Source organism: Kitasatospora sp. NPDC092948 (genome assembly GCF_044754805.1).
In the GTDB taxonomy this organism is placed as follows: Bacteria; Actinomycetota; Actinomycetes; order Streptomycetales; family Streptomycetaceae; genus Kitasatospora.
In genome coordinates, this window is record NZ_JBIVPU010000010.1 from 248,609 (window position 1) to 272,094 (window position 23,486).

Annotated in this window: 15 protein-coding genes and 1 riboswitch; of the genes, 5 read left to right on the top strand and 10 right to left on the bottom strand. The window is 75.1% G+C overall.

Annotated elements, in window-relative coordinates; genetic code table 11:
- Positions 1–17 precede the first annotated feature (17 nt).
- The gene (locus tag ACIQF6_RS26725) at positions 18–494 is read right to left on the bottom strand and encodes a hypothetical protein (RefSeq protein WP_400899316.1); all 477 of its coding nucleotides are present in this window, start codon (positions 492–494) and stop codon (positions 18–20) included.
- A 277-nt stretch (positions 495–771) separates the two neighbouring features.
- Between ACIQF6_RS26725 and ACIQF6_RS26730 the strand changes: the two genes are divergently transcribed.
- The gene (locus ACIQF6_RS26730; protein WP_400899318.1) at positions 772–2,874 is read left to right on the top strand and encodes a caspase domain-containing protein; all 2,103 of its coding nucleotides are present in this window, start codon (positions 772–774) and stop codon (positions 2,872–2,874) included.
- An 8-nt stretch (positions 2,875–2,882) separates the two neighbouring features.
- Here the strand turns inward: ACIQF6_RS26730 and ACIQF6_RS26735 are convergent, their stop codons facing one another.
- The 8 genes from ACIQF6_RS26735 to ACIQF6_RS26770 all read right to left on the bottom strand — a co-directional run bounded on the left by ACIQF6_RS26735 (position 2,883) and on the right by ACIQF6_RS26770 (position 14,375).
- Entirely contained in the window at positions 2,883–6,989 is a 4,107-nt protein-coding gene (locus ACIQF6_RS26735) for a CHAT domain-containing protein (protein WP_400899320.1), read from the bottom strand.
- Complete coding sequence (locus ACIQF6_RS26740; RefSeq protein WP_400899322.1) at positions 6,986–7,639, bottom strand: RES family NAD+ phosphorylase; 654 nt, start codon at positions 7,637–7,639, stop codon at positions 6,986–6,988. Before ACIQF6_RS26740 ends, ACIQF6_RS26735 begins: the two co-directional genes overlap by 4 nt.
- 4 nt (positions 7,640–7,643) lie before the next feature.
- Positions 7,644–8,339: a hypothetical protein gene (locus ACIQF6_RS26745; RefSeq protein WP_400899324.1), complete on the bottom strand. Its 696-nt coding sequence runs from the start codon at positions 8,337–8,339 to the stop codon at positions 7,644–7,646.
- A complete protein-coding gene (locus ACIQF6_RS26750; RefSeq protein ID WP_400899326.1) occupies positions 8,336–9,442 on the bottom strand; it encodes a macro domain-containing protein in 1,107 nt (368 codons plus the stop codon). The genes ACIQF6_RS26745 and ACIQF6_RS26750 overlap by 4 nt, the downstream gene beginning before the upstream one ends.
- A gap of 180 nt (positions 9,443–9,622) precedes the next feature.
- The gene (locus tag ACIQF6_RS26755) at positions 9,623–11,347 is read right to left on the bottom strand and encodes a putative Ig domain-containing protein (protein ID WP_400899328.1); all 1,725 of its coding nucleotides are present in this window, start codon (positions 11,345–11,347) and stop codon (positions 9,623–9,625) included.
- Positions 11,348–11,659: 312 nt separating this feature from the next.
- A complete protein-coding gene (locus ACIQF6_RS26760) occupies positions 11,660–12,097 on the bottom strand; it encodes an acyl-CoA thioesterase (protein WP_400899330.1) in 438 nt (145 codons plus the stop codon).
- Between the two features lie 64 nt (positions 12,098–12,161).
- A riboswitch (cobalamin riboswitch) is annotated at positions 12,162–12,324 on the bottom strand.
- A gap of 498 nt (positions 12,325–12,822) precedes the next feature.
- The gene (locus ACIQF6_RS26765; RefSeq protein ID WP_400899332.1) at positions 12,823–13,104 is read right to left on the bottom strand and encodes a sulfurtransferase TusA family protein; all 282 of its coding nucleotides are present in this window, start codon (positions 13,102–13,104) and stop codon (positions 12,823–12,825) included.
- Positions 13,101–14,375, bottom strand: coding sequence for an MFS transporter (locus ACIQF6_RS26770; protein ID WP_400899334.1), 1,275 nt, complete (start codon positions 14,373–14,375; stop codon positions 13,101–13,103). Before ACIQF6_RS26770 ends, ACIQF6_RS26765 begins: the two co-directional genes overlap by 4 nt.
- Positions 14,376–14,625: 250 nt before the next feature.
- Here ACIQF6_RS26770 and ACIQF6_RS26775 point away from each other — a divergent pair, with 250 nt between their 5' ends.
- Positions 14,626–16,491, top strand: coding sequence for an FAD-dependent oxidoreductase (locus ACIQF6_RS26775; RefSeq protein WP_400899336.1), 1,866 nt, complete (start codon positions 14,626–14,628; stop codon positions 16,489–16,491).
- A gap of 292 nt (positions 16,492–16,783) precedes the next feature.
- Complete coding sequence (locus ACIQF6_RS26780; RefSeq protein WP_400899338.1) at positions 16,784–18,427, top strand: translation initiation factor 2; 1,644 nt, start codon at positions 16,784–16,786, stop codon at positions 18,425–18,427.
- 78 nt (positions 18,428–18,505) lie between these two features.
- On the opposite strand, the gene ACIQF6_RS26785 is transcribed toward ACIQF6_RS26780, so the two are convergent.
- Complete coding sequence (locus ACIQF6_RS26785) at positions 18,506–20,644, bottom strand: hypothetical protein (protein WP_400899340.1); 2,139 nt, start codon at positions 20,642–20,644, stop codon at positions 18,506–18,508.
- A 303-nt stretch (positions 20,645–20,947) separates the two neighbouring features.
- Here ACIQF6_RS26785 and ACIQF6_RS26790 point away from each other — a divergent pair, with 303 nt between their 5' ends.
- Together ACIQF6_RS26790 and ACIQF6_RS26795 are read left to right on the top strand one after the other, a co-directional pair.
- A complete protein-coding gene (locus tag ACIQF6_RS26790; protein WP_400899342.1) occupies positions 20,948–22,114 on the top strand; it encodes a serine hydrolase domain-containing protein in 1,167 nt (388 codons plus the stop codon).
- Positions 22,115–22,195: 81 nt separating this feature from the next.
- Entirely contained in the window at positions 22,196–23,383 is a 1,188-nt protein-coding gene (locus ACIQF6_RS26795) for a serine hydrolase domain-containing protein (RefSeq protein WP_400899344.1), read from the top strand.
- The last annotated feature ends 103 nt before the right edge of the window (positions 23,384–23,486 follow it).

The following is a 23,486-nucleotide window of genomic DNA, read 5'->3' on the forward strand; positions in this document are numbered from 1 at the left end:
TTCATGGGCGTGCGGGTTCACGGTCGGACCACGGTGCCGTCGGGGAGGACGGGCAGTACGAGGCCGCTGTCGTACACCTCGACGTAGGCGTAGGCGCCGGTGCGCACCAGCATCCGGGCGGCGGCGAAAGGGCTGGGCATCGGGTCGCCGGGGGCGAAGTGCGTCACGATGGTGTGGAACAGGCTGAGTTGGTGGTCGACGAACGGCGGGCCGAGGTAGCAGGTGCCGAGGAATCCGAGCGGGAAGTCGCCGAACTCGTCGGTGTAGTTCTCCTTCAGCCACTCGGCGAGGTCGCGGCCGGCCGTGGGGCTGAGCCCGGCGTCGAGTCGGCGCATCGCGCTCAGGAACTCCGCCGGGCGCCGGCGCAGTCGGTCGCCGGTGACGCCGTGGTGCTGCGGGCGCCGGTCTGCGGCCGGGCCGCGCGCCGCGGTGCGGCCGGGTTCGGCGGCCGGGCCGGGGCGGACGACGCGGCGCGGTTGCTCGACAGAACCCATGAGTCCCCCGTTCGGTCATGAGGTGGCTGCTGCTGGTGGTGCGGTGACGATCTGTGAGACGACTGCTTGTGAGGTGACCGCGCGTGGAGTGACGGCTCGTGGCGTGACGCCGGGCTCACTCGGCGCGGTCGAGAAAGGAAGGATAGTGATCGCCCCTCCATGATGCGAAGGCGGGGAGGCGAATGCGCCGGGGCGGCCGGGAGTCGACCCGGATCCGCCCGGAGATCGCCCTGTGGGGCGTTCCGGAGCGACCGGAGCGGCTGGAAGACTCGGTCCCATGGCGAAGGTGTATGCACTGCTGGTCGGAGTGAACGAGTATGCGGCGCGCTACCGGCCGTTGGAAGGCTGCGTCAACGACGTTGCGGCGGCGGAGCGTTGGCTGTCCGAGCGGGTTCCCGGCGTGGAGCTGCGGACGCTGCTGGACGGCCGGGCCACCGTGCGGGCGGTCGTCGACGGCGTCCGCGGGCATCTGGGGCAGGCGGGGCCGCAGGACACCGCACTGCTCTGGTTCTCCGGCCACGGCACCGAGTTCGCGGCGACGGCCGAGCAGTTGCGGCTGGAGCCGACCGGCCGCTGCCAGGCGCTGGTGTGCCATGACGGGCCGCTGCTGGACAAGGAGTTGCGGGTCGTCCTGGACGGGGTGGCGGCGGGCGGCGGGCATGTGGTCGCGGTGCTCGACTGCTGTTTCTCCGGCGGCGCGACCCGGGATGCCCGCGGCGTCGCCCGGTATCTGCCGCCGGATCCGTCCTGGGGTGCGCCGGTGCCCGCCCGGGACGTCGCGGAGCCGGTGGCAGCCCGGGACGTCGCGGAGCCGGTGGCCGGCCCCGAGCACGTCCTGCTGGCGGCCAGCCGGCTGAACCAACTCGCGTACGAGGACTGGTTCGACGGGCGCAAGCACGGTGTGTTCACGCGCGCCCTGCTGGGTGCGCTCGGCGAGCAGGGCGGTCCGGAGCTGAGCTACCGGCAGTTGATGGCGGGGGTGGCCTGCCGGGTCCAGGGCGCGGGCGATCGGCAGCATCCGGTGCTGGCCCCGTCGGCGGTGGGCGGCCCGGCCGACCGGCCGTTCCTCGGCGGGGCGGTCCGCCCGCCCGGCCCCCATCTGCTGCGGCACGGCGCGGCGGGCTGGGAGGTGGACTGCGGCAGCGCGCACGGCCTGCGCGGCGGCCCGGACGTCGACGGCACCGAGTTCACGGTCGTACCGGAGTCGGCCGGCACCGAGTTCGCCGTCACGCCGGACGTCAACGGCACCGAGTTCGCGGTCGCACCGGAACCGGGCGGCACCGAGTTCGCCGTCACGCCGGACGTCAACGGCACCGAGTTCGCGGTCGCACCGGAACCGGGCGGCACCGAGTTCGCCGTCGCACCGGAACCGGGCGGCACCGAGTTCGCCGTCGCACCGGAGTCGGCCGGTGCCGAGCGACTCCTTACGGCCCGCGAGGTCCGGGTCGACCGGACGTTGGTCGATCCGTCGGGCTGGACGCCCGATCCGGCGCGCACGTATCCGGTGTCGCTCTCGGCGCTCGCCCTGCCGCCCGTCGCCGTGCTGGTCGAGTCCGACGAAGAGCCTTCGAGGGCACGGGAGTTGGCCGAGGTGCTGCGGGCGGCACGGACGCCGCTGCTGCGGGTCGCGGACGGCGCCGGGGAGCTGTCCGGAACGCTGCTGCGGGTGGTGCTGCGGGGGCGGCGGGCCGAGGTGCTGCTGCGCGACGGTTCGCCTGCGGTGCCGGCGCTGCCGTTCGGCGGGCCGGGCGATGCCCGGCGGATCGTCGACTGCCTGACGCATCTGGCGCATTGGCACCAGTTGCGGGACCTGGCGGCCCCCGGCGCGTCGCTCGCCTCGCAGGTGCGGATCGAGGTGGCGTCGTGGGACGGCGGCGAGCCGATCGGGCCGGACGGCTCGGGCGAGATCCGCTGCCACTACACCCGGGGGCGGGGCGGGTGGCAGGCGCCGCAGGTGTCGGTGCGGATCCGCAACCGTTCTGCCGGGCGGCCGCTGTGGTGCGTGCTGCTGAACCTGACCGAGGGGTATGCGAGCCGCTCGACGCTGTTCCCGGGCGGGTTCGTCGGTCCGGGCCTGGTCGGCGAGGCGCTGGACGGCGACCCCGTCCAGCTTTTCCTCCCGCCGGGTCGGGCGGTGCGACCCGGAGCCTCCACCCGGGACTGGCTCAAGCTGATCGTGGCGGAGGGCGAACTCAACACCGTGCCCTACCAGTTCGGCCCCTGGGACGCGGAGCGGGCGGTCGCGCGGAAGGACCGCCCCGGGTCTGACGGGGTGTTCCGTCCGCTGCCTCCGGGCGGCAGCCGGGACATGGGGGCCGGCCCCCGCCCGGGCCGGTGGGCGGCGCTCACCCTGCCGCTGCGGACGGTCGTTCCCGAGTGACCTGTGCATCACTGCCCGAGGTGGGTGAAGCCGGCCCAGGCCGACAGGTCGTCCGGGTCGACCGCGGCGGCCCTGTCGGCCATCGGGCCGGGCAGGTCGGCGGGCAGCACCCGGCCGGGGTCGATCATCCACAGCTGGGCCCGGCGCAGCGCCCGGCCCGGCAACTCGACCTCCCGGCGCAGGAAGTGGTGCGTCATGAACATCAGCACCGAGGTGGCGTCGTCGGGCACCGGCCACAGTGAGCCGACCACGGACCGGGCGCCGGCCACCAGGAAGGCGGTGGCCAGGCTGTACGACTCGTTGTGGCCGCGGCCGGAGATGTGGCTGCGGCAGGCGGCGAGGAGCACCAGTTCGAGGCCGCCGCCGCGACCGGCCGCCTCGGTCAGCTCTTCGGCGGCCAACTCGCCGCCGCTGAGCGACAGATAGGAGCTGTGCCGCTCGTTGACGGCGACGTTCGCGTGGCAGGCGAGGTGCAGCACGCCGCCGGGGGTGTCGCGGCGCAGCCAGCCGAGCACGCCGTCGGGGGTGCCCGGGCCGTCGGCCCGGCCGGCCGGGCGGCGGCCGAGGTAGCTGCCGTGCGGGTAGAAGGTGCGTTGCACCGCGTCGGCCTCCTCGCCGGCGTGCCACAGGTCTCCGGTGGGGTTGCCGACGATCAGGGCGCTGCCGGTGTGCGGGGCGGCGGGCCGGGCGGCGACCTCGCACAGCAGCCGGGCGGATGCGGCGTACGAGATCTCGGCCCGCTCGACGGCGTACCGGCGGGCGCCGGGGGCGTGCGGCTCCGACCAGGCCGCATGCCAGGGGACGGTGCCGAGCGTGCCCATCGGGACCAGGATCAGCGACGGCGGGCGGGTCCGGCCGGGCGGTGGGACCAGCAGTTCCAGCAGTGGCTTCATCGCCGCGTACCAGGCCCAGGAGCAGAGCCGGTCGAGCTGTCGGCGCAGCGGTACGTCCGGCGGGTCGGCGGGGCCGGTGCTGTGCGGCACCGGGCCCATGTCGCGGACGCTCGGCCCGCCCGGCCGGTAGTCCCGCAGCGGTCCCGCGTCCTCCTTCAGCAGTGGCAGCGGCAGCCAGTGCACCCCGCCGTCGGCGGCGACCAGGACGGCCGCGCCGCCGCGTTCGTCGGAGGCGGGCACCAGGTACACCAGGGCGTCGGCGCGGAGGCTGCGCAGGGCGGCGGCGATCTCGTCGGGGGTCGGCGGGTCGAGCAGCCGGGACGGGAGGGTGTCGGCGGTGCGGTCGGCGGTCAGCGCGGTCAGGACCCGGCGGCGCAGTTCGCTGGGGACGGGCGCGGCGGTGTCGGCCGGGCCGTCGGCGCCGGCGGAGCGCCACTCGTCGGCGAGGTCGGAGCGGCCGGCGGCGGTCAGCAGGTCGGGCAGCGACATCGAGGTGGTGGCGGCGTGCAGCACCAGGCCGCGGCAGGCGTCCAGGGCCTGGACGGCGTCCTCGGGGACGTCGTCGGCCAGGCACCAGGCGGCGACTTCGAGGGCGCACTCGGTGGCTTCCCGGGCGGCTTCGGCGGCGTGGCCGGTGCCGGACTGGAGCAGGGCGGCCCAGGTGTGCCCGCGCAGCGACTCCAGTCCGGCGTGGCGGCCGTGGCGGCGGTCGTCGCGGGCGGGGTCGGCGCGCAGCCGGTAGGCCCGGGCGAGGCTCAGGCCGATCGTCGCCCACAGCCGGTGTTCGGGGCCGGCGGCGGTGCGGGCGGCCTGTTCCATCAGGGCGATGCCGGTCTCCAGTTCGCGCCGGTCCTGTAGGCGGGAGGCTTTCGCGCAGTGGCCGTTGGCCAGGCAGGAGGCGTACCGGAGCCAGTCGTCGCTGCCTTCGTCGACCAGGGTGAGCGCTTCGCGGAGCAGTTCCATGGCGGCTTCGAGGCCGCGCAGGTCGTCGCGGTCGAAGGCCCGGACGCAGCGGGCGATGCCGGCGTCGCCGAGCACCCAGGCGTGGCGGTTGCGGGGCAGTCGGGCGGCCAGGCGGCGCAGTTCGGTGCCGCTCGGCGCGTTGTGCGGTTCGGTGGACGGCGGCGCGCCGGCGGCGCGGGCGAGTTGGTCGCGGGCGGTGCGGGTGTTCTCGACCATCGTCCAGATCTCGCCGCGCGCCGGGCTGTCCGGGTTGAGCTCGGCGTACGCGCGGGTGAGTCGGGCGAGGCAGCGGTCGGTGCCGTGCAGGTCGCCGCGGCGGGCGTGCTGGAGCGCTTCCAGGCCTGCCAGTTGGGCGTCCAGGAGGAGTTGCAGGTACGGGCCGCTGCCGGCCTGGTCGCGGACGTCGGCGATGGCGGTGGCGGCGGCCGCGATCTCGTCGTAGCCGCCGAGCATCTGGCCGCGCTGGCCGAGTGCCAGCGAGCGCAGGACTTTCACGCCGTCGGTCAGTCGCTGGTCCCGCCCGTCGGCGATGGCCCCGGCCGTGTCGAGGTACTGGAGCGCCTCCTCGAGGCCCGAGCCGTCCCCGGCGGCCCCGTCGTGCAGTTTCAGGGTGCCGGCGACGACGTGCAGCGCGCTCAGCCCGACCGGGTCGTCCTGACGGGCTTTCAGTCCGGCCCGGAGCAGGGCGTCCTTCTGCTCGGCGGTGACGTGGGTTCCGTGCGGGTCCAGTGTCGGCACCATGCTGAGCAGGAATGCGGCCGTCTCCTCGGACTGCCGGCCGGCCGGGTCGAGGTCGAGCCACTGGCGGTACATCCGGTCGAACTGGAGCGGCAGTTGGCGGGAGTCGGCGACTTCGTTGACCAGGCCGTTGAACTCGTCGTCGCCGAGGTTGAGGAAGGCCTCGCCCTGTTCGACGCCGTGCAGGGTCTCCATGACGGCCCGGAAGGCGTCCTGGAACAGCGCGTCGGACTCCGGGTCCGGCGCCGCGATTCCCCGCTGGACGGCTTCGTGCCGGGCCCAGGCGTGGAACGAGACGGCCGTCCGGTGGAATTCGACGGGCCGGCCGTCCGCCTCGCGCAGCGCCAGCCCGCTGCCGGCGAGTACGGCCGGCAGGCGGTGCGGGTCGGCGTCCGTCCGGTAGCGGGCCTGTTGGAGCGCGGCCACCAGGAGGCCGAGCGAGCCGGGCGAGCCGTCCCGGTCGGGTCGCCAGCGGTCCAGGGCGTGCTGCATCAGGCCGAGGGCCCGGTCGCGGTCGGCGTCGTCGGCGCGTTCGGTGGCGCGCTGGTAGATCAGCCGGCCGAAGCTCTCCAGGATCGGCGGGGACAGTTCGTCGAGGGCGTCGGGTTCCGCCAGCAGCGGCTCCAACTCGGCGACGCCGGGGCCGACCTGGGTGGCGTCGTCCCATTCCCACCACAGCACGGCCCGGATGTGGACCATCCGGGCCGCCGCTTCGCGTCCCCACCAGGGGCGTTCGGCCGTCGGCCCGCCGGCCGCGACCAGGGCCCGGCCGAACTCGGCGCGGGCGTCGGTCAGCAGGTCGCGGTCGACGGCCTGCCGGCCGTGCACCATCAGGGCGGTGGCGAGTCCGTAGTGCAGCAGCGCGACGTCGCTGTCCGGGGCGGGGGCGGCGAGGGCCTCGCGGTAGTGGCGGGCCGAGGCCTCCGCGTCCGGCAGGTCGCCAGCGATCCGGTGGCGCTCGTGGTGCAGCCCGCCGAGTTCGCCGTGCAGTTCGGCGGCCACGGCGCTGCCCGGCTCCTGGTCGGCCAGTGCGGCCCCGTGCAGGCGGACCGCTTCGGTGAGCAACTCCCGCCGCACGTCGGCGGGCTGGTCGGCGGCATCGCTCCACCGGAGCAGGCCGAGCCTCGTGAGCAGGTAGCGGCCGAGCACCCCGAGGTGGGCGAACGGCGAGTCGTCGGCCAGCCCGGCGAGCCCCGCGCGCAGCAGGGCATGGGCCCGCTCGGCCAGGTCGTGGTCCGGGCCGAGGTCGTACTTCAGCAGCAGGACGTGGGCGTGCACGATCCGCCAGGCGTCCCAGATCTCCTCGCCGCCGGGCCGGGCGAACGCCCGCGCGAAGCAGTCGTCGGCCAGCTCCAGCTCGGCTGCGGCGTTCCGGCGCAGGTACAGCTCGTAGCTCCGGTCCGCGGCGGTCGCCCACTTCGCCGGCCCGTCCGGGTCGTCGCCGTCCGCCAGTTCGGCGAGCAACTCCGCGCGCAGGGCGCGCAGTTCGTCGTCCGACGGCTCGCCCTCGTCCGGGCTCACGGCGCGACCCGGGCGTGGTAGGGCTGGAGCAGCTCGTCGAGCCGGGCCGCGCCGTCCGGGGTGTCGAAGTCGACGGCCGGGGTGCCGGTCTCCTCCAGCACGGCCGCCTCGCAGCGGTCGCCGAACAGCACCACGACCCGGTCGCCGGGTTCGCGCTTGGACGGCCAGACGAAGCCCTGCGCCCAGGGGGCGGTGTGGGCGCGGATCCAGTGGCCCCAGTCCCGGGTGAACGGGTACTCGGCGGCCTCGGCCTGCACCAGCCAGGAGTCCTGGGCGACGGCGGCGAGGTCCCGGCCGGTCATCAGCGACACCAGGTCGAGGTCGGCGGTCGGCCGGAGGAAGGACAGCCGGCGTCCGCGGACGGCCGCGCGCGGCACCAGCCGCGGCGCGCCGGCCGGGTCGAACGGCACGGAGCGCAGCACCGACTCGCAGACGGCCGACTCCGGGGTGGACGCGGCGTACAGGAAGCCGAACCGGTCGCACCGGGTCGCGTCGAAGCGGCCGCCGCCGTACAGGCAGTGCGCCGGGTTGGGGTTGAACTCGGCGGCGCCCCGCCGGGACGCGTGCAGCCGGTACAGCGGGGTTCCGGCGGGCAGCGTCACCCTGGTGGGCGCGCCGGGGAGTTCGGCCGGGGTCCGGGTGTTCACCATCGCGCTACTCCCCCTCCGCCAGATACCGTGCGGCGTCGACGAGTTGACCCTCCCGGCCGGTGCCGAGCAGGTCTGCGGGCGGGACGCCCAGCCAGGCGTTGGGCGACAGCCACCAGTCGGCGGCGCCCCACGGGTCGCGCCGGGCGTCGAGCACGGCGTTGGCCTCCAGGACGGCGGGCAGCGGGCGGCCGCCCGCGCCGAACTGGAAGCTCGGCCAGCTGCGCCGCCCGTTCGCCCCGGTCAGCGCCACCGGCCCGGGGGCGTCCGGGTCGCCGCCCAGCAGACGCAGCTCGGTGTCGTCCAACGCCGGTGCGGCGAGCAGCCGTTCGCGGACCGGGCCGAGCACCGGGCCGACCATGCGGTGGCCGTCGAGGACGAGGACCAGCAGGTCGTCGGCGCGGAAGCCGAGGTGCGGCAGGTCCTCGGCCGTCCCGGCGAACCGGCCGCCGGCCTCGCCGTCGCCGTTGCCGTCGCCGTTGCCGTCGCCGTCGCCGTCCGACGGCCGGTCCGGTGCGCCGCGGAGTGCCTCCAGCAGCAGCGCGGCGGCCTCCTCGACGGCGCGCAGCTGCTCCGCCCCGCCCCGGTTCGACCGCACGTCCCGCAGCAGCGAGGCGAGTCGGCGGAGTGCCGCGGGACTCAGCAGCGGCGCCAGCCGGTCCCAGTCGGCGGCGGCAGCGGCGAGCACGCCGTAGGGGTTCATCGGTTCCCTCCCTCGTCGGCGGACCACGCGGCGAGCTGTCGTTCGACCAGGTCCGCCACCTCGGTCCGGCGGACCACCAGGTGCAGCTCCCACCGTGCGCCGCGGGCCAGTTCGGCGTCGACGGCGGCCCAGAGCATGCCGAGGCTGACGTCGTGGGTCAGGCCGCCGCGTCCCGAGCCGAGCAGGGGCAGGCAGAGCGAGCGCAGCGGCCGGTCGAACCGGGCGTGTTCCTCGGCGAGCAGGGCGAACACCCGGGCGGCCGCCCGGGTCACGTCGGCCGGCAGCACCTGGTAGTCGTTGGTGCCGGGGCGGGGCACGGCGACGGCGGCGTGGTAGATCCGCCGGACGCCCTGCTCGGCGAGCGCGCCGGATCCGGTGGCGGCCACCGTTCCCGGCAGGACCTGCCGCCCGGGCGCGCCGTGCCGGGCCGTCCACTGCCGCAGCTCGTCGTGGATCACGTCCTCGACGACCTCGCCGGTCGGGGAGCGCCGCGCTCCGGCCCGCCGGAGGGACGCCGCCACCGAGGACTTGTACACCTCGGGCAGCGCCAGGTAGGTGTTGGCGGGCGAGACCACCACGTCCACGTCGCGCAGCAGGTCGACGGGGTGGACGTGCAGCGTCACCGGGACGGTCCGGGCTCCGGAGCGCACCCGCAGGTCGCGGTGCCCGGCGGCCGGCGGCGCGGCCGGCGTGGCCGGTCGGGCGGGCCCGGGCCGGGCCGTCAGGGCGACGAGCTGCTCGGCGACCTCGCCGAGCACCAGCGCCTCCTGGTGTTTGCGGAACCGTTCCACGCTGACGCCGTACACGCCGGCGGCGCGTCTGCGCCGGTCGGCGGGCGGCCAGTCCCGGGTGCCCGGGGCGAGGCCGAGGCTGTACTCGGCGGAGGTGCGCAGCGTGCCGGGCTCGATCCGCAGCACGGCTTGCCGCAGGATCCGTTCGATGCCGGCGGGCGTCGATTCCTGCGCGGAGCCGCGGCCGGCGGCGGCCGCGGCCCGGGCCAGCGCGGGCAGGTCCAGCTCCCGCAGCCGCATCAGGCCGAGTCGCCGCACCTCCCGTACCTCCTTCAGGACTGACGCATGGTCAGGTACGTCGATCGGCGGCATGCCGGACAGGATGGCACCGCGTCGACGACCGCGACAACCGCTTTCGCCCTGCCCATTCAACCGGCCCGCCCGGGCGGTTCCGGGTCGCCCGCCGGGCGCCTTCGGGGCGCCGGGCGGGCGACCGGGACGGCAGCCGGGCGGGTGACCGGGACGGCGCCCGGTGGGGCGTCAGGCGGGGCGTCAGGAGACGTTGAGCGTGATGTCGTCGAGGACGAAGGAGGTCTGCTTGGTGTAGTCCTCGGCGCCGGTGAACTTCAGCGTGACGGCCTGGCCGGCGTAGGCGGCGAGGTTGAAGGTGCGCTGCTGGTAGCCGGTGGCGGCGTTGACGTTGGAGTAGGTGGCCAGGGTGGCGCCGTTGGCGGTGACGGTGAGGGTGTCGAAGACGGTGGTGGGGGACGACGCGGTGTCGATGTGCAGCCAGAAGCTCAGGTTGTAGCTGGAGCAGCCGGTCGGCAGGGTGACGGTCTGCGCGAGGGTGTCGGTGTTGGTGGCGCCGTAGCCGTCCAGCCAGGCGTCGTAGGTGCCGGAGTGGGCGGGCTCGCTGCTGCTGCTGTTGATGGTGGAGGCGCCGCCGCTGTTGGTCTCGGTCCAGCCGGAGGTGCTGCCGGTCTCGAAGCCCGGGTTGGTGATCAGCTGGGCGGCGGTGCAGGTGGTGCCGCCGCTCGCGGTGACCGTCCAGGTGAAGGCGGCGGTGGCGGACGGGCCGGTGGAGTCGGTCGCGGTGACGGTGACGGTGGAGCTGCCGGCGGTGGTGGGGGTGCCGCTGATCAGGCCGGTGGCGGGGTTGACGGTCAGTCCGGCGGGCAGGCCGGTGGCGGCGTAGGACAGGGTGCCGCCGGCCGTGTCGGTGGCGGTCAGCTGGAGGCTGGTCGCGGTGCCGGCGGTGGCGGTGCGGGCGCCCGGGTTGGTGAGGGTGACCGAGCCGGTGTTGCCGGTGGAGCCGCCGCCCTGGGCGAGCCACGCGGTGGCGTTCAGGGCGAGCGCGGCGTCGGTGCCGGCCGGGTCGTCCCAGCCGTTGTAGAGGGTGTTGCCGGGCTGGCCGGTGCCGTCGTCGATCGGCGAGGAGTCGCCCCAGATCGCCACCCGGCCCTTGCCGAAGGTCGAGGTGGCGAACGCCGCGCCGGTGTTGCCGCTGTAACCGGTGCGGTAGACGAGGCCCTTGACGTTCGGGTTGTCGGCGGGCTTGAGGGTGAAGGTGGTGCCGTTGCGGATGATCGAGCCGGTGACGGTGCCGAACGGGCCGTTGATCACCGGGTCGGTGGTGGAGGAGATCGCCCGCGGGTTGTCGGTGGTGATGTTCAGCAGGTCGACGGAGAACCCGAACGGGTCGTTGTTGTTGACGCCGTTGCTGGTCAGCAGGTCGTTGATGATGGCCGGGGAGTCCCAGCCGTCGTTGTTGCGGTCGCTCTGGGTGTGGTCGGAGATCAGGAACAGGCCGCCGCCGTTCTGGACGAACGTCATCACGGCGGTCTTCTCGGCGGCGCTGAGGCGGATGTTGGGCTCGGGGATCACGAACTCGTCGAAGTTGGCGAGGTCGAGGGCACCACCGGTGCCGTAGGTGATGGTGTTGCCGGCGGGCAGCGTCTTCAGGCTGTAGTTGCCGGTCTTCTGCAGGGCCACGCCCCACGCCGAGAGGGCGCCCGTCCAGCTGGTCTCGGTGGTCGGGTTGGCGTTCTGCGCCAGCGGGTCGGGCTGGCTGGTGGAGATGATCCAGTCCGCGTTGCCCGCGGTCTCCGCCTTGGTGTTGTCGAACAGCACCCGCTTCGGGGTGGCGGCAGCTGCTGCGGCGGCGCTCCCGGGGGTGGCCGCGGTGGCGTGCTGCGGGACGGCGCTCGCGCCGGCGGCGGCCACCAGTGCGGCGGCGGCGAGCGCCAATGGGCGGGCGGCCTTCCACGTGCTGATCATCTGTCAATCTCCTTGGACCACGGGAACCATGGGGTACACGAGAGTGCGCTACGCGCGTAGGCGGGCACACGCTGCCATGGTGGGGTAAGCGGAGCTTGAACGGAACATGTCGAGAATGCGCTGTCCGCAATCACCCGATCCGTCCCTGCGTGACAGTGATCACGTGGCAATCGCGACAGCCCCGAGCCCGGAACGTCGAACAGGACGGCGTTCCGGGCTCGGGGTGCTTCGGGATCTGGGTGTGGCGGCGCGTCGGGCGGCGGTACGCCGGGCTGCGGCGCGTAGGGCTGCGATGCGTCAGGCGGCGATGCGTCAGGCGTTCGCGGCGGCCAGCAGGGCCGGGACCGGGCGCGGGTGACTCTCGGCGTCGATGGCGACGAACGTGAGCCGGCCGGTGGCGACCCGGGTGACCGGGCCGGTGGCGTTCCAGCGCTCGGCGGTGACGGTGACGTGGACGGTCATCGAGGTGCGGCCGGCCCGTTCGAGTTCGGCGTGCGCGGTCAGCAGGTCGCCGGCCCGGACGGGGGCCAGGAACGCCATGCCGTCCACCGCGGCGGTGACCGCCGGGCCTTCGGCGTGCCGGGCGGCGGCAGCGGCAGCGGCGTCGTCGATGAGCTTCATCACCACGCCGCCGTGGATGGTGCCGTACAGGTTGGTGTCGTGCTCGCTCATGATGTGCGCGAGGGTGACCTGGGACGCCTGCGCAGGTTTTGCGGCGGCCATCACAGGTGCGACGGTCTGATCTGCCACGGGAACTCTCCTTCGCGAGTCGCGGCTCGGACGATCCGCGGCGCCGGTGGGCGCTGCGGGCGGCGGCAGGTCTTCGGACTCGCGGGCATCTCCCGTTGGAGGGCCTGTCTACTGGCCGTCGCTTCCCGGGCCGGTCGGGCCCAGTGCGTGTGACGGCGGTCGTTCCCGCTCACCGCTGCGAGGCAGTCCTGGACTCGCACCAGGTTCCCTCTTGCAACGCGCCCACCCTGGCTCGGACGGGGGCGAACCGCTGCCCGACCAGCCTATATCCCCCGTTCGAGTGCTCCCGACGACGGTCCCGCCACGCGCTGCCGCGAGCACCGCGACCACGGACCCGCACGACGGGACGGGCCCGAGCGCAACCCGCTGCGCGGCGCCAGGGGGTGTCCGGCACGGACAGGGCCAGGCGCAGCACGAACGTCCCCGCTCGGCGCCGGGCCGGCGGGCCTCGCGCCGTGCGGACGGGTGCCGGGTCAGTCTGCTGCGCGATGCCAGGGGGTGCTCGGGGTGTTCGGCACCGACGGGGCCGGGCGCGGCGCGAAGGTCCCATCCCCGGTCCGCCGCCGGGCGGCGAGAAGAGTCCACGCGCGGTCGACGCAAGGCGCGGCGCGAAGACCCCGTCCCGATCCGCAGCAAGACGCCGGGTCCGCAGCACGAACGTCCCCGCCCGCCGCCCCGCGCGGCGCCGGGTCGGCGGGGGGAGCGCCGTGCGGGTGGGTGCTGGGTCAGTCGGTTGCGTGGTGCCAGGGGGCGTCGGCGCGGGTGGGTGTCGGGTGGGCGGTCAGGCGCAGTGCGTAGGTCTCGTCGGCGACGGGGCCGAGGTACGTGTGTCCGGTGAGGTGGCACCAGGCGGGGAGGTCGAGCGGGGCGGCCGGGTCGGTGGCGTGGACGTGCACGACGGTGCCGGCGGGGGTGTCGGCGACGGCGGCGCGCAGGCGCAGCAGCAGGGTGACGCAGAGCAGTCCGCGGCCGTCGACGGTGAGCCCGGGGGTCCGAGGGTCCGTCATCGCCGGCTCCGGGTGGCCGCGCTGGCGAGGGAGGGGAGGATCAGCAGGGCGAGCAGGCCGCCGCCGACGGCGAGGACGGGGTAGCCGGCCAGGTCGACGACGGTGCCGGAGGCGAGGCCGCCGGTGGCGCCGGAGGCGGCGATGGCGACGTCGACGCCGCCCTGGGTCTTGGCGCGGGTGGCGAGCGGAACGGCTTCGGTGAGGATCGCGGTGCCGGAGACCAGGCCGAAGTTCCAGCCGAGGCCGAGCAGGACGAGCGCGAGGGAGACCAGCGGGACGGAGCCCCCGGGGACGACGGCGGCGATCAGGCCGGCCACGAGCAGGGTGAGGCCGGCGGCGGCGCCGACGGCGAGCGGGCCGTACCGGTCGACCAGGCGTCCGGTGAGCGGGGACGGCAGGTACATCGCGGCGACGTGCAGCGAGATGACCAGCCCGGACGCGGTGGTGCTCCGTCCGGCGTCGTGCATGTGGACGGGCGTCATGGTCATCACGGCGACCATGACCAGCTGGGTGACCACCATCACCTGCGCGCCGAGCAGCACCCGGTTGCGGGTGCGGGCGGCGGCCTGCGGGTCGGCCGCGGGGTGGTCGGCCGCGGTCTCGGCGGTCGGGGCCGCGGCGGCGCGGGCGAGCAGCAGCGGGTCGGGGCGCAGCCGGGTGCCGAGGACGAGTGCGGCGGCGGCGTAGGCCAGGCCGGCCAGCAGGAACGGTCCGGCGAGGCGGGGCAGGTGCAGGGCGTGGGCGAGGGCGCCGGTGGGGGCGGCGAGGTTGGGTCCGAGGACGCCACCGACGGTGGTGGCGACCAGCACGGTGGAGATCGCCCGGGCCCGGTGGCCGGGGGCGGCGAGGTCGGCCCCGGCGTAGCGGGCCTGGAGGTTGGTGGCGGTGCCGGCGCCGTAGACGAACAGGGCGAGGAACAGCAGGGCGGGGCTGTCGAGCGCGGCCGCGGCGATCACGCCGACGCTGCCGACGGCGCCGGCGGCGTAGCCGGCGGCGAGCCCGGGGCGGCGGCCGCGGGCGGCGGATATTCGGCTGACCACGATCGCGGCGAGCGCGCTGCCGGCGGTGAACAGCGCGCTGGGCAGCCCGGCCAGTGCGCTGCTGCCGAGCATGTCCTTGGCGAGCAGCGCCCCGACGGTGATCCCGGCGGCCAGTCCGGCCCCGCTGAGGATCTGGGAGGCGACCAGGACCCTCAGGATGTGGCGCTGGACGGCCGGGTCGGTGGCGGGGTCGATGGTTGGCGGCGCGGGGGTGACGGTGTCGAGCTTCACGGTTCTTCTCAATCCTCCAACGTTTCGTGGAATACCATAGAGGGCCGTCGACGCCGCCCCGGAGCCGCACCCCACCGCCCCTGTTCCACCCCCTGCTCCGTCGACGGCGCGCGCCGAACGAGCGCCCGGCGCGCGGCGGTGGAGGGGGAGCGCTGACGGGGTGAGGCGAGCGCCCCCCGTGCGAGTGATGAAAGGGGCTCGATGGGCCGAGCGCACGTCAACCGGGGTGGTGCGCTGCCACGCTGAGCCGGTGATTTCTCGACGCGGACTTCTCTTTGCCTCCGGCGGCGCGGTGACGGCCGCCGCCCTGGTCGGCCCCGGAGCCGGCCCTTCCCATGCGGCGGGCGAGGCCCCGCCGGACCCGGCGCGGCGGGAGGCGGCGCTGATCATGGCGCGCCGGATCCTGCTGACCGACGCCGACCACAACGACCTGACACTGGAGTACCTGAAGCTGCTGACGGGCCGTCAGCGCCTGAAGAAGACCACCGAGCGCGACGTGATCGTGGTCGGCGCCGGCGTGGCCGGCATGGTGTGCGCCCGCCTGCTTCAGGCGGCCGGGCACAAGGTCCGGGTGCTGGAGGCGAACCGCAGCCGGGTCGGCGGCCGGGTGAAGACCTTCCGCGGCGACGTCTGGCAGGACCCGCGGCTGCACGCCGAGGCAGGCGCGATGCGCATCCCGTCCAGCCACGTGCTGACGCTCGCGCTCGCCGACCACCTGAAGGTGCCCCGCCGCCCGTTCGACCTGGTGGACGTCCCCCCGGTGCCGGACCAGGTCTCCCAGGACTCCAAGGTGACGTACACGTCGTGGACGGGCGAGGAGTTCAGCAGCGGCGAAGCCCCGGTGTACGTCGCGCCGAAGGGCCTCGGCAGCCGGTTCGTGTTCGTCAACGGACAGACCGTCACCAAGGCCGCCTACAGCGCGAACCCGGGCCCGATCAACAAGACCTTCGGCTGGGACAGCAACCAGACCACCTCGGCGGCCTTCGACAAGGCCCTCGACACGGCCCGCGCCTACACCATGACGAAGAACCCCGACGGGACGTGGACCGACAAGCCGATCGCCGAGCGGGTCAACGGCATGGCCGACCTGCTGGACAAGATGGACGGCTACTCGCTGCTGCGCTACCTCCAGGAGGGCGAGGGCTGGAGCGACGCCCAGATCCAGGCGGTCGGCACGCTGGAGAACCTCACCAGCCGGCTGTCGTACGGCTTCCTGCACTCGGTGTTCGACGCCGGTGACATCAACCCGTCGGTCACCTACTTCGAGTTCTCCGCGGGCACCGACGCGCTCACCGAGGCACTCGCCAAGGGCCTGCCGATCGAGCGCGACCGGGTCCTCACCCGGGTCCGCACGGACGACCACGGCGTGACGCTCACCACCGAGCCCGAGACCGGCCCGGAGGACGAGGCCTGCGACGGCGCGATCGGCGGCGAGGCCCACGAGTACCGGGCCGACATGGTGGTGCTGGCGGTGCCGTTCGCGGCGCTGCGGCACGTCGAGTTCGCACCGCTGCTCCCCTACGGCAAGCGCCGGGCGATCAACGAGCTCTGGCACGACATCGCGCACAAGGTGCTGCTGGAGTTCACCGAGCGCTGGTGGGAGTGGGACGAGGCCACCTGGCGGGAGAAGCTCGGCAACGACTACAAGCCCGGCCCGCACGGCGACGCGGTGGCCGCGGTCGGCGGCGGCTGCATCTCCGACGAGGCCAGCCGGTTCGTCTACTTCCCCTCCCACCCCAGCGACGGCGGCGCGCCCGGCGGCGTCGTGCTGGCCGCCTACAACTGGGCGGAGGACGCGCTGCGCTTCGACGCCCTCACCCCCGCCGACCGGCACACCGAGGCCCTGGAGCACCTGGCCGACCTGTACGGCGACCGGATCCGGCGCTACGCCACCGACCGGCACGTCTCGCAGTCCTGGCTGCGCAACCGCTGGGCGCTGGGCGAGGCCGTCGTCGAGACGCCCGGCCAACTGCTCAGCCTCGGCCCGCACGTGGCGACCCCCGTCGAAGGGAAGCTGTTCTTCGCCGGCGACCACTGCGAGCCGCGCTACCACGCGTGGATCGCCGGCGCGATCGCCTCCGGCACGGAGGCCGCCCTCCAGGTCGCCAACACCTGACCGCCCGTACGACCCGCTCCGCACGGCCCGCTCCGCACGGCCCGGCCCGTACGACCCACTGCCCGACCCGCTCCGACCGCCGCCGGTACCCGATGCTCCGTCAGCCGGGTGCCGGCGGCGGCCGTTTGCGCCGCCGGCGGGCACGGAGGCGGAGCTGTCCGCGGCCCACCGTGCCCGACTGCCCGTGGCTGCCGTGCCCGACTGCCCGACTGCCCGTGGCTGCCGTGCCCGACTGCCCGTCAGCCGCCGTGTCCCGGTGGGCCGGGGGCGGTCGCACCGATACCATCGGCGCATGCGCGACACCGGTGGGGACCAGCGGCGCTCCGTGCTGCTGGCGTTCCGCTCGGCGGTGGCACTGCACCGGCTGCTGGACGTGCTGCCGGTGTTCGAGGGCGACGGCCGGATCTCCCGCTGGTTCACCCTGGTGCCCGGCTCCCGGTTCGACCTGGAGGCGCTGGCCGCGCTGGACCGCTCCGGCGCCCGGGTGATCGACTTCGAGCAGGCCACCGACCGGCGCTTCGACCTGATCCTGACCACCAGCCCGAAGGGCGCGCTGGCCAGCCTGTCCGGCCGGGCCCGGGCCCTGCTGCCGCACGGCGCGGGCTTCAACAAGGCGCTGCACGACGAGGGTTCGCCCGAGTTGCCGAGCGGCCTCGATCCGGCGTTCCTGCTCTCCGACGGCGCGCCGTGGGCCGATCTGCACGGGCTGGGCCACGCCGAACAGCTGTCCCGGCTGGCCGAGTTCTGCCCGCCGGCCGCCACCCGCGCCATCGTCGTCGGCGACCCGACACTGGACCGGATGCTGGAGTCCGACCCCCGCCGCGAGGCCTACCGGGCGGCGCTCGACCTCGGGGACCGCACCCTGCTGGCGGTGCTCTCGACCTGGGGCCCGGAGAGTCTGCTCGTCCAACGCCCCGAGCTGCCAGGAGAGTTGGTGCTCGGCCTGCCGGTGGACCGGTATCGGGTCGCGCTGCTGGTGCACCCCAACGAGGTGGGCGAGCGCAGTCGTCTCGACGTCGCCGAGCAGTTCCGCCCCGAGCTGCGGGCCGGCCTGCTGCTGCCTTCCCCGCACCAGGACTGGGCGGCGGTCCTGGTCGCCGCCGACGCGGTGATCAGCGACCACGGCTCGACCGCGCTGTACGCCGCCGCGCTCGGCCGCCCGGTGCTGAACGCCTACGACGGCGGCCGGGAGCTGATCGCCGGCACCCCGATGGCCCGGCTGCTGGCCGCCGCGCCGCGCTTCACCGGCCTGGACACCGTCCGCGACCTCGCACCGGCCACCGCTCCCCCGGGCCCGGCCGCCGACGCGTTCGACCGGCCCGGGCAGGCGCTCGGTCTGCTGCGCACCGAGCTGTACCGGCTGCTCGACCTGACGCCCCCTCGGCAGGCGGTGCTGGCCCAGCCGTTGCCGCTGCCGTCGGTGCCCCGCTCGGCCGCGCCGACGCTGGCGGTGCGGGCCGAGGTGGACGGGCGCCGGGTGCGGGTGGAGCGGTTCCCCGCCGCGACCGAACTGCCGATCCACCACCTGTCCGCGGAGCATCCGGTGGCCGCGCTGGCCCAGGTGCGCAGCGCCGCCGTGCTGTGGCGACGCCCGGGCTCCGGCCGCTGGACGGTGTCCGGCTGGACGGCCCACGTGCTCGCCGAACTGCCTGCCTGCCTCACCGCCGCGGCCGTCCTGTCCGCCGACCGCGTCGTGCTGCGGCACCGCCACCGCGGCCCGTTCACCGTGCAGGTCGCCCCCGGCCGGGACGACGGCCGGATCCACCGCATCGACCCGACCGCCGCCGTCTCCGCCGTCCACGCCTGGCTCGGCGACCGCGCCGCGACCGTCCCGCCGGCCGACGGCCCCGTCGAACTCGACTGCGTGCTGGCCCCGTTCACCACCCGCCTCACCGTGCGCCCGGCCCGCGCCGAGGAGCTCGACGCGGAACTGTGACCGCCCCCGGCCCGGTCGGCGCCCTGCGTTGAGCCCCCTGTCGGCGCCCGGCGCTCAACCCCGGTCGGCGCCCGGCGCTCAGTCCTGGTCGGTGTCCGGTACGCCGCCGTGCGCGGCGCGCAGTTCGGCGGCCCTGGCGCGGTGCCGGGCGGCGTCCTGGGGGCGGCCGGTGTGTTCGGCGAGGGTGGCGAGGTCGGTGCGGATGCGGGCCTCGTCGAAGGTGGACGCGCGGTCCTCGGCGTCCTCCAGCGCGGCGGCCAGGTGCGGCTCGGCGTCGGTGAACCGGCCGGCCCGCAGCAGGGCCTGGCCGAGGCCGAAGCGGGCGCGGGCGGAGATGCGCTGACGGCCGGTCATGCCGGCGAACGCCCGGTACGCCCGGGCGAACAGGTCCGCGGCGTCCGGCTGGTCGGCGGCGGCAGCGGCCTTGGCGCACTGGTAGGTCTGCAGCGCCGCGCCGTACTCGTTGCCGACCGCCCGGTGGATCGTGCGGGCCTCGTCGAAGGCGGCGCGGGCGGCGGCGAACCGCTCGCGGGCGGTGTCGGCGTCCCCGCGCTCGGCGGCCCATTGACCTTCGGCGAGGGCGAGTTGGCCGTGGAAGTCGACGGCAGAGGCGGCCAGTCGACGGTCGGCGAAGTCGTCGCCGAGCAGCTCGGCGAGCGCGCCGGCCCGGTCGAGGACGTCGGCGGCCTCCTCGAATCGGGCGGTCTCCCACAGCGGCCGGGCCAGCAGGCAGCGGGTGCGGATCCGGGCGGGAGTGCTGTCGGCGCGGTCGGCGGCGGCCACGGCCGCGCCGAAGGCGTCGATGGCGTCGGCGTGCCGGGGGTGGTCGAGGAAGTGCGTCCACAGCGATTCGGCGAGCGCCACGGCGTCCTGGTCGCGGCCGCTGTCGTGGGCCAGCGCCACCGCGCCGTACAGCGCCTGCCGGTTGGCCTCCATCCAGTGCAGCGCCTGGGACTTGGCGGTGCCGAGGTCGGCGTCGGGGACGCCCGGAAGCGGCGGCGCCTCGGGTTCGACGGTGAGGCGGCGGCCGGCCATCAGCAGGTCGGCGCGGGCGGTCTGGCGGCGCAGCCAGTGCAGGACGCGGCGCCGGGCCCCGTCGCGTTCGACGCCCTCGGGGTCGGCCTGCCGGGACCGGCGGACGGCGTGGCCGCGGACCAGGGCGTGCTGGCGGTAGCCGCCGGCGCGGTGGTCGAGCAGTCCGGCGGCGACCAGGTCGGCGAGCGCGTCCTCGGTGTCCGCCAGGCCGCGGCCGAGCAGCGCGGCGGCGGTGTACTCGGTGACGAACTGGCCGGGGCACTCCGCCAGGGTGCGGTACAACTGGGCTGCGGTGCTGCCGAGTTCGGCGTAGGCGGCGTCCCAGACGGCCTCCACCGGCCGGCTGCCCTGCTGGTGGAGTTCGGCGGTGAGGCGTTCGGCGAGGGCGGCCAGGCTGCGGTGCGGGAGGCGGCGGGCGAGCTCGCCGGCCACCTCCGCGGCCTTGGGCAGCCCGGCGCAGGCGGTGGCCAGGGTGCGCACGGCGTCGGGGTCGGCGGCCGCCCAGCGCTGTTCGCCGAACAGCAGGCGCAGCAGTTCGGTGGTGTGGCCGGTGCTCAGCGGGGCGAGGGTCAGCTCCAGCGCGGCGGCGTCGCCCAGGTCGTACAGCCGGCCGTGGCTGGTGACCAGGGCCAGGCTGGCGGCGGCGGCCGGCAGCAGCGGCTGGACCTCGGCGCCGGTGCGGGCGTTGTCGATCAGCAGCAGACGGCGTCCACCGCGCGTCCGGGCCCAGTACTGGCGGGCCAGCGAACGGAAGTCCGGCCCCAGCCAGGCCCGTTCGACGCCCAGGCCGGACAGCAGGTCGGCGAGCACCGCGGCCAGGTCGACCGCGCCGTCGCGCCGGTACTCGTCCAGGTCGACGTAGTGGGCGCCGTCCGGGTAGCGGTCGGCGAGGCGGTGGCCGACCCGCAGGCAGAGCGCGGTCTTGCCGATTCCGCCGAAGCCGCTGATCGCCACCACCTGCGGCGTGCCCTCGTTCGCGCCGTCCGCCCCGCGGAACTCGGCGATGCGCCGCTGCTCCTCGGTCCGGTCGACGAAGTGGGCGCGCTCGGGCGGCAGTTCGAAGGCCGGCCGGTGGACGGCGGGGGCGGCCTGGTGGATGTTCACGGTGTCGACGTGCTGCGCCTGCACCACGGTGTCCACCCGGGCGTGGTCGCCCACCACGTTGCGCGTCTGTTCGGTCACCCGCCAACCCTACGCGGCGGCAGGGGCGGCGGCCGGAAGACCGGGAATCCCGGGCGGGTGGGCGCGCCGGGCCCTCCTCCGCGAATCGTCCGACGGTCGGGCCGATGTTGCGTGGTCGGCCGAGGCGCGGCGGGCCCGGACGGGGGCCGCACGACCCGGGAGCACGGTCCCGTGTCCGGCGCCGACCCGGAGCACGTTCCCGGTGCGGTTTCGTCCTCCGCGTCGACGGATTGACGGACCGTCACATGGTCCTCTTGGAGGGCGCCGAGAAGAGCTCCGGCGCTGTATCCAGGGGGGTTTCCCGTGAACGAACACGCACCGCAGCAGCACCGTCCGAACCGCCTCCGCATGCGCCGGCACGGGGTGGCGGCGACGGTGACCGCCGTGGCCGCCGCCGTGGTGGCCGGCGTCCTGGCACCGGCCACGGCCTCCGCCGCCCCGCGGCCGGACGTCGTGCAGCAGCGCCTCGACGCGCTGGTGAAGGCCGACGGGGTGCCCGCCGCCCTCGCCACCGTCAAGGGCCGCGACGGCCGCGCCCGCACCTACACCGCCGGGGTCGGCGACCTGGCCACCGGTGCCAAGGTCCCGGTCGACGGACAGGTGAGGATCGGCAGCAACACCAAGGCGTTCACCGCCGTCGTCGTCCTGCAGCTGGTCGCCGAGGGCAAGGTCGGCCTGGACGCGACCGTGGACACCTACCTGCCCGGCCTGGTGCGCGGCGACGGCATCGACGGCCGCAACATCACGGTCCGCCAGTTGCTCCAGCACACCAGCGGCCTGCCCGAGTACATGGACCCCGCCGGCATCCTCGACAACCCCAGGCGGTACGTCGAGCCGCGCGAACTCCTCGACGCCGCGCTGTCCCAGAAGGCCCACTTCGCGCCCGGTGCCCAGTGGGAGTACAACAACACGAACTACCTGCTGGCGGGCATGATCGTGCAGAAGGTCACCGGCCGCCCGATCGGCGAGGAGATCACCAAGCGCGTCATCGAACGGATCGGCCTGCGCCACACCTACTTCCCCGTCCCCGGGGACATGACGATCCACGAGGCCCACCCCAAGGGCTACATGCGCGCCGCCGACGGGTCGTTGCGCGACTTCACCGAGCTGGACCCGTCCTGGGGCTGGGCAGCGGGCGCGATGGTCTCGACCAACACCGATCTGACCCGGTTCTACGAGGCGCTGCTCGGCGGCCGGCTGCTGCCCGCGGCCCAGCTCGCCCAGATGCGCACCACCGTCCCCGCCGAGCTGCTCGGCTCCGGGGTCCGCTACGGCCTCGGCCTGGTGAGCCGCCCGCTCTCGTGCGGCGGGCTCTCCTGGGGACACGGCGGGGCGATCCCCGGCTACGAGACCTTCGGCGGCACCACCGACGACGGCCGCACCGCGAGCATCACCGTGACCGCGTTCCCGGGCAACGACGACACCAGCGCGCACGCGGACCAGGCGGTGGACGCGGCGCTCTGCCGCTGACCGCCCCTCGGGTGGCCGGTCCTCGGCGCCGGCCACCCGGCCGCACCACCCCCGTCGTCCCTTCCGAGCAGTGGAGTCCCGATGAACGAACACACCCCGCAGCGCACGCCGCAGCACGCCCCGCAGCACATGCCGCGCCGTACCCGCATGGTGCGGTACGCCACGGCGGCCACGGCCGTCGCCGGGCTGGCGCTGACCGCCGTCGCCCCGACCGCCGCCTCCGCCGCCCCGCGGCCGGACGTCGTGCAGCAGCGCCTCGACGCGCTGGTGAAGGCCGACGGGGTGCCCGCCGCCCTCGCCACCGTCAAGGGCCGCGACGGCCGTACCCGCACCTACACCGCCGGGGTCGGCGACCTGGCCACCGGTGCCAAGGTCCCGGTCGACGGCCAGATCCGGGCAGGCAGCAACACCAAGGCGTTCACCGCCGTCGTCGTCCTGCAGCTGGTCGCCGAGGGCAAGGTCGGCCTGGACGCGACCGTGGACACCTACCTGCCCGGTCTCCTGCGCGGCGACGGCATCGACGGCCGCAACATCACGGTCCGTCAACTGCTCCAGCACACCAGCGGCCTGCCCGACTACCTGGACGCCCCCGAGCTGACCGACTTCACCACCATCCAGTACCGCTACTTCGAACCGCGCGAACTCCTCGACGGGGCACTGGCCCAGAAGGCTCTGTTCGCCCCCGGAACGGACTGGATGTACAGCAACACCAACTACGTGGTGGCCGGCCTGCTGATCCAGAAGGTCACCGGCCGCCCCTACGGCGAGGAGGTCACCAAGCGCGTCATCGACCGGATCGGCCTGCGCCACACCTACGTCCCGGCCACCGGGGAGACCGCCCTCCGCGAGCCCCACCCGCACGCCTACCTGAACACCGGCCCGGGCGGGCCCCGGATCGACTACACCGAGATGGACTCCTCGATGGCCTGGTCCGCAGGGGCAGTCGTCTCCACCAACACCGACCTCAACACCTTCTACAGCGCGCTCCTGACGGGCCGTCTGCTGCCCGCCGCCCAGCTCGCCGAGATGCGCACCACCGTCCCCGCCGAACTCATCGGCCCCGGCGTCCGCTACGGCCTGGGGATCGAGAGCAAGCCGCTGAGCTGCGGAGGCCTCGTCTGGGGCCACGGCGGCACCGCCCCGGCCCACCGGAACCGCGGCGGCGTCACCGAGGACGGCCGCGCCGTCAGCATCACCGTCACCACCGTCCCGGGCGAGCCCGCCGCCACTCACGTGACCGACGCGGTCGACGCGGCCCTCTGCCAGTGACGCCCGCCGGGGCCGGAGCGCAGCGTCTGCCTTCTCGGCCGCCCGCTTGGCCGTCCGCTCGGTCGTCAACCCGGTCGTCCACGGGTTCGGGCGAGGACGGCGG

What these genes read in the sequence shown, in the direction of transcription:
- ACIQF6_RS26725 (WP_400899316.1), bottom strand. Translation starts at nt 494, where the DNA reads ATGGGTTCTGTCGAGCAACCGCGCCGCGTCGTCCGCCCCGGCCCGGCC.
- ACIQF6_RS26730 (WP_400899318.1), top strand. Translation starts at nt 772, where the DNA reads ATGGCGAAGGTGTATGCACTGCTGGTCGGAGTGAACGAGTATGCGGCG.
- ACIQF6_RS26740 (WP_400899322.1), bottom strand. Translation starts at nt 7,639, where the DNA reads ATGGTGAACACCCGGACCCCGGCCGAACTCCCCGGCGCGCCCACCAGG.
- ACIQF6_RS26745 (WP_400899324.1), bottom strand. Translation starts at nt 8,339, where the DNA reads ATGAACCCCTACGGCGTGCTCGCCGCTGCCGCCGCCGACTGGGACCGG.
- ACIQF6_RS26750 (WP_400899326.1), bottom strand. Translation starts at nt 9,442, where the DNA reads ATGCCGCCGATCGACGTACCTGACCATGCGTCAGTCCTGAAGGAGGTA.
- ACIQF6_RS26755 (WP_400899328.1), bottom strand. Translation starts at nt 11,347, where the DNA reads ATGATCAGCACGTGGAAGGCCGCCCGCCCATTGGCGCTCGCCGCCGCC.
- ACIQF6_RS26765 (WP_400899332.1), bottom strand. Translation starts at nt 13,104, where the DNA reads ATGACGGACCCTCGGACCCCCGGGCTCACCGTCGACGGCCGCGGACTG.
- ACIQF6_RS26780 (WP_400899338.1), top strand. Translation starts at nt 16,784, where the DNA reads ATGCGCGACACCGGTGGGGACCAGCGGCGCTCCGTGCTGCTGGCGTTC.
- ACIQF6_RS26795 (WP_400899344.1), top strand. Translation starts at nt 22,196, where the DNA reads ATGAACGAACACACCCCGCAGCGCACGCCGCAGCACGCCCCGCAGCAC.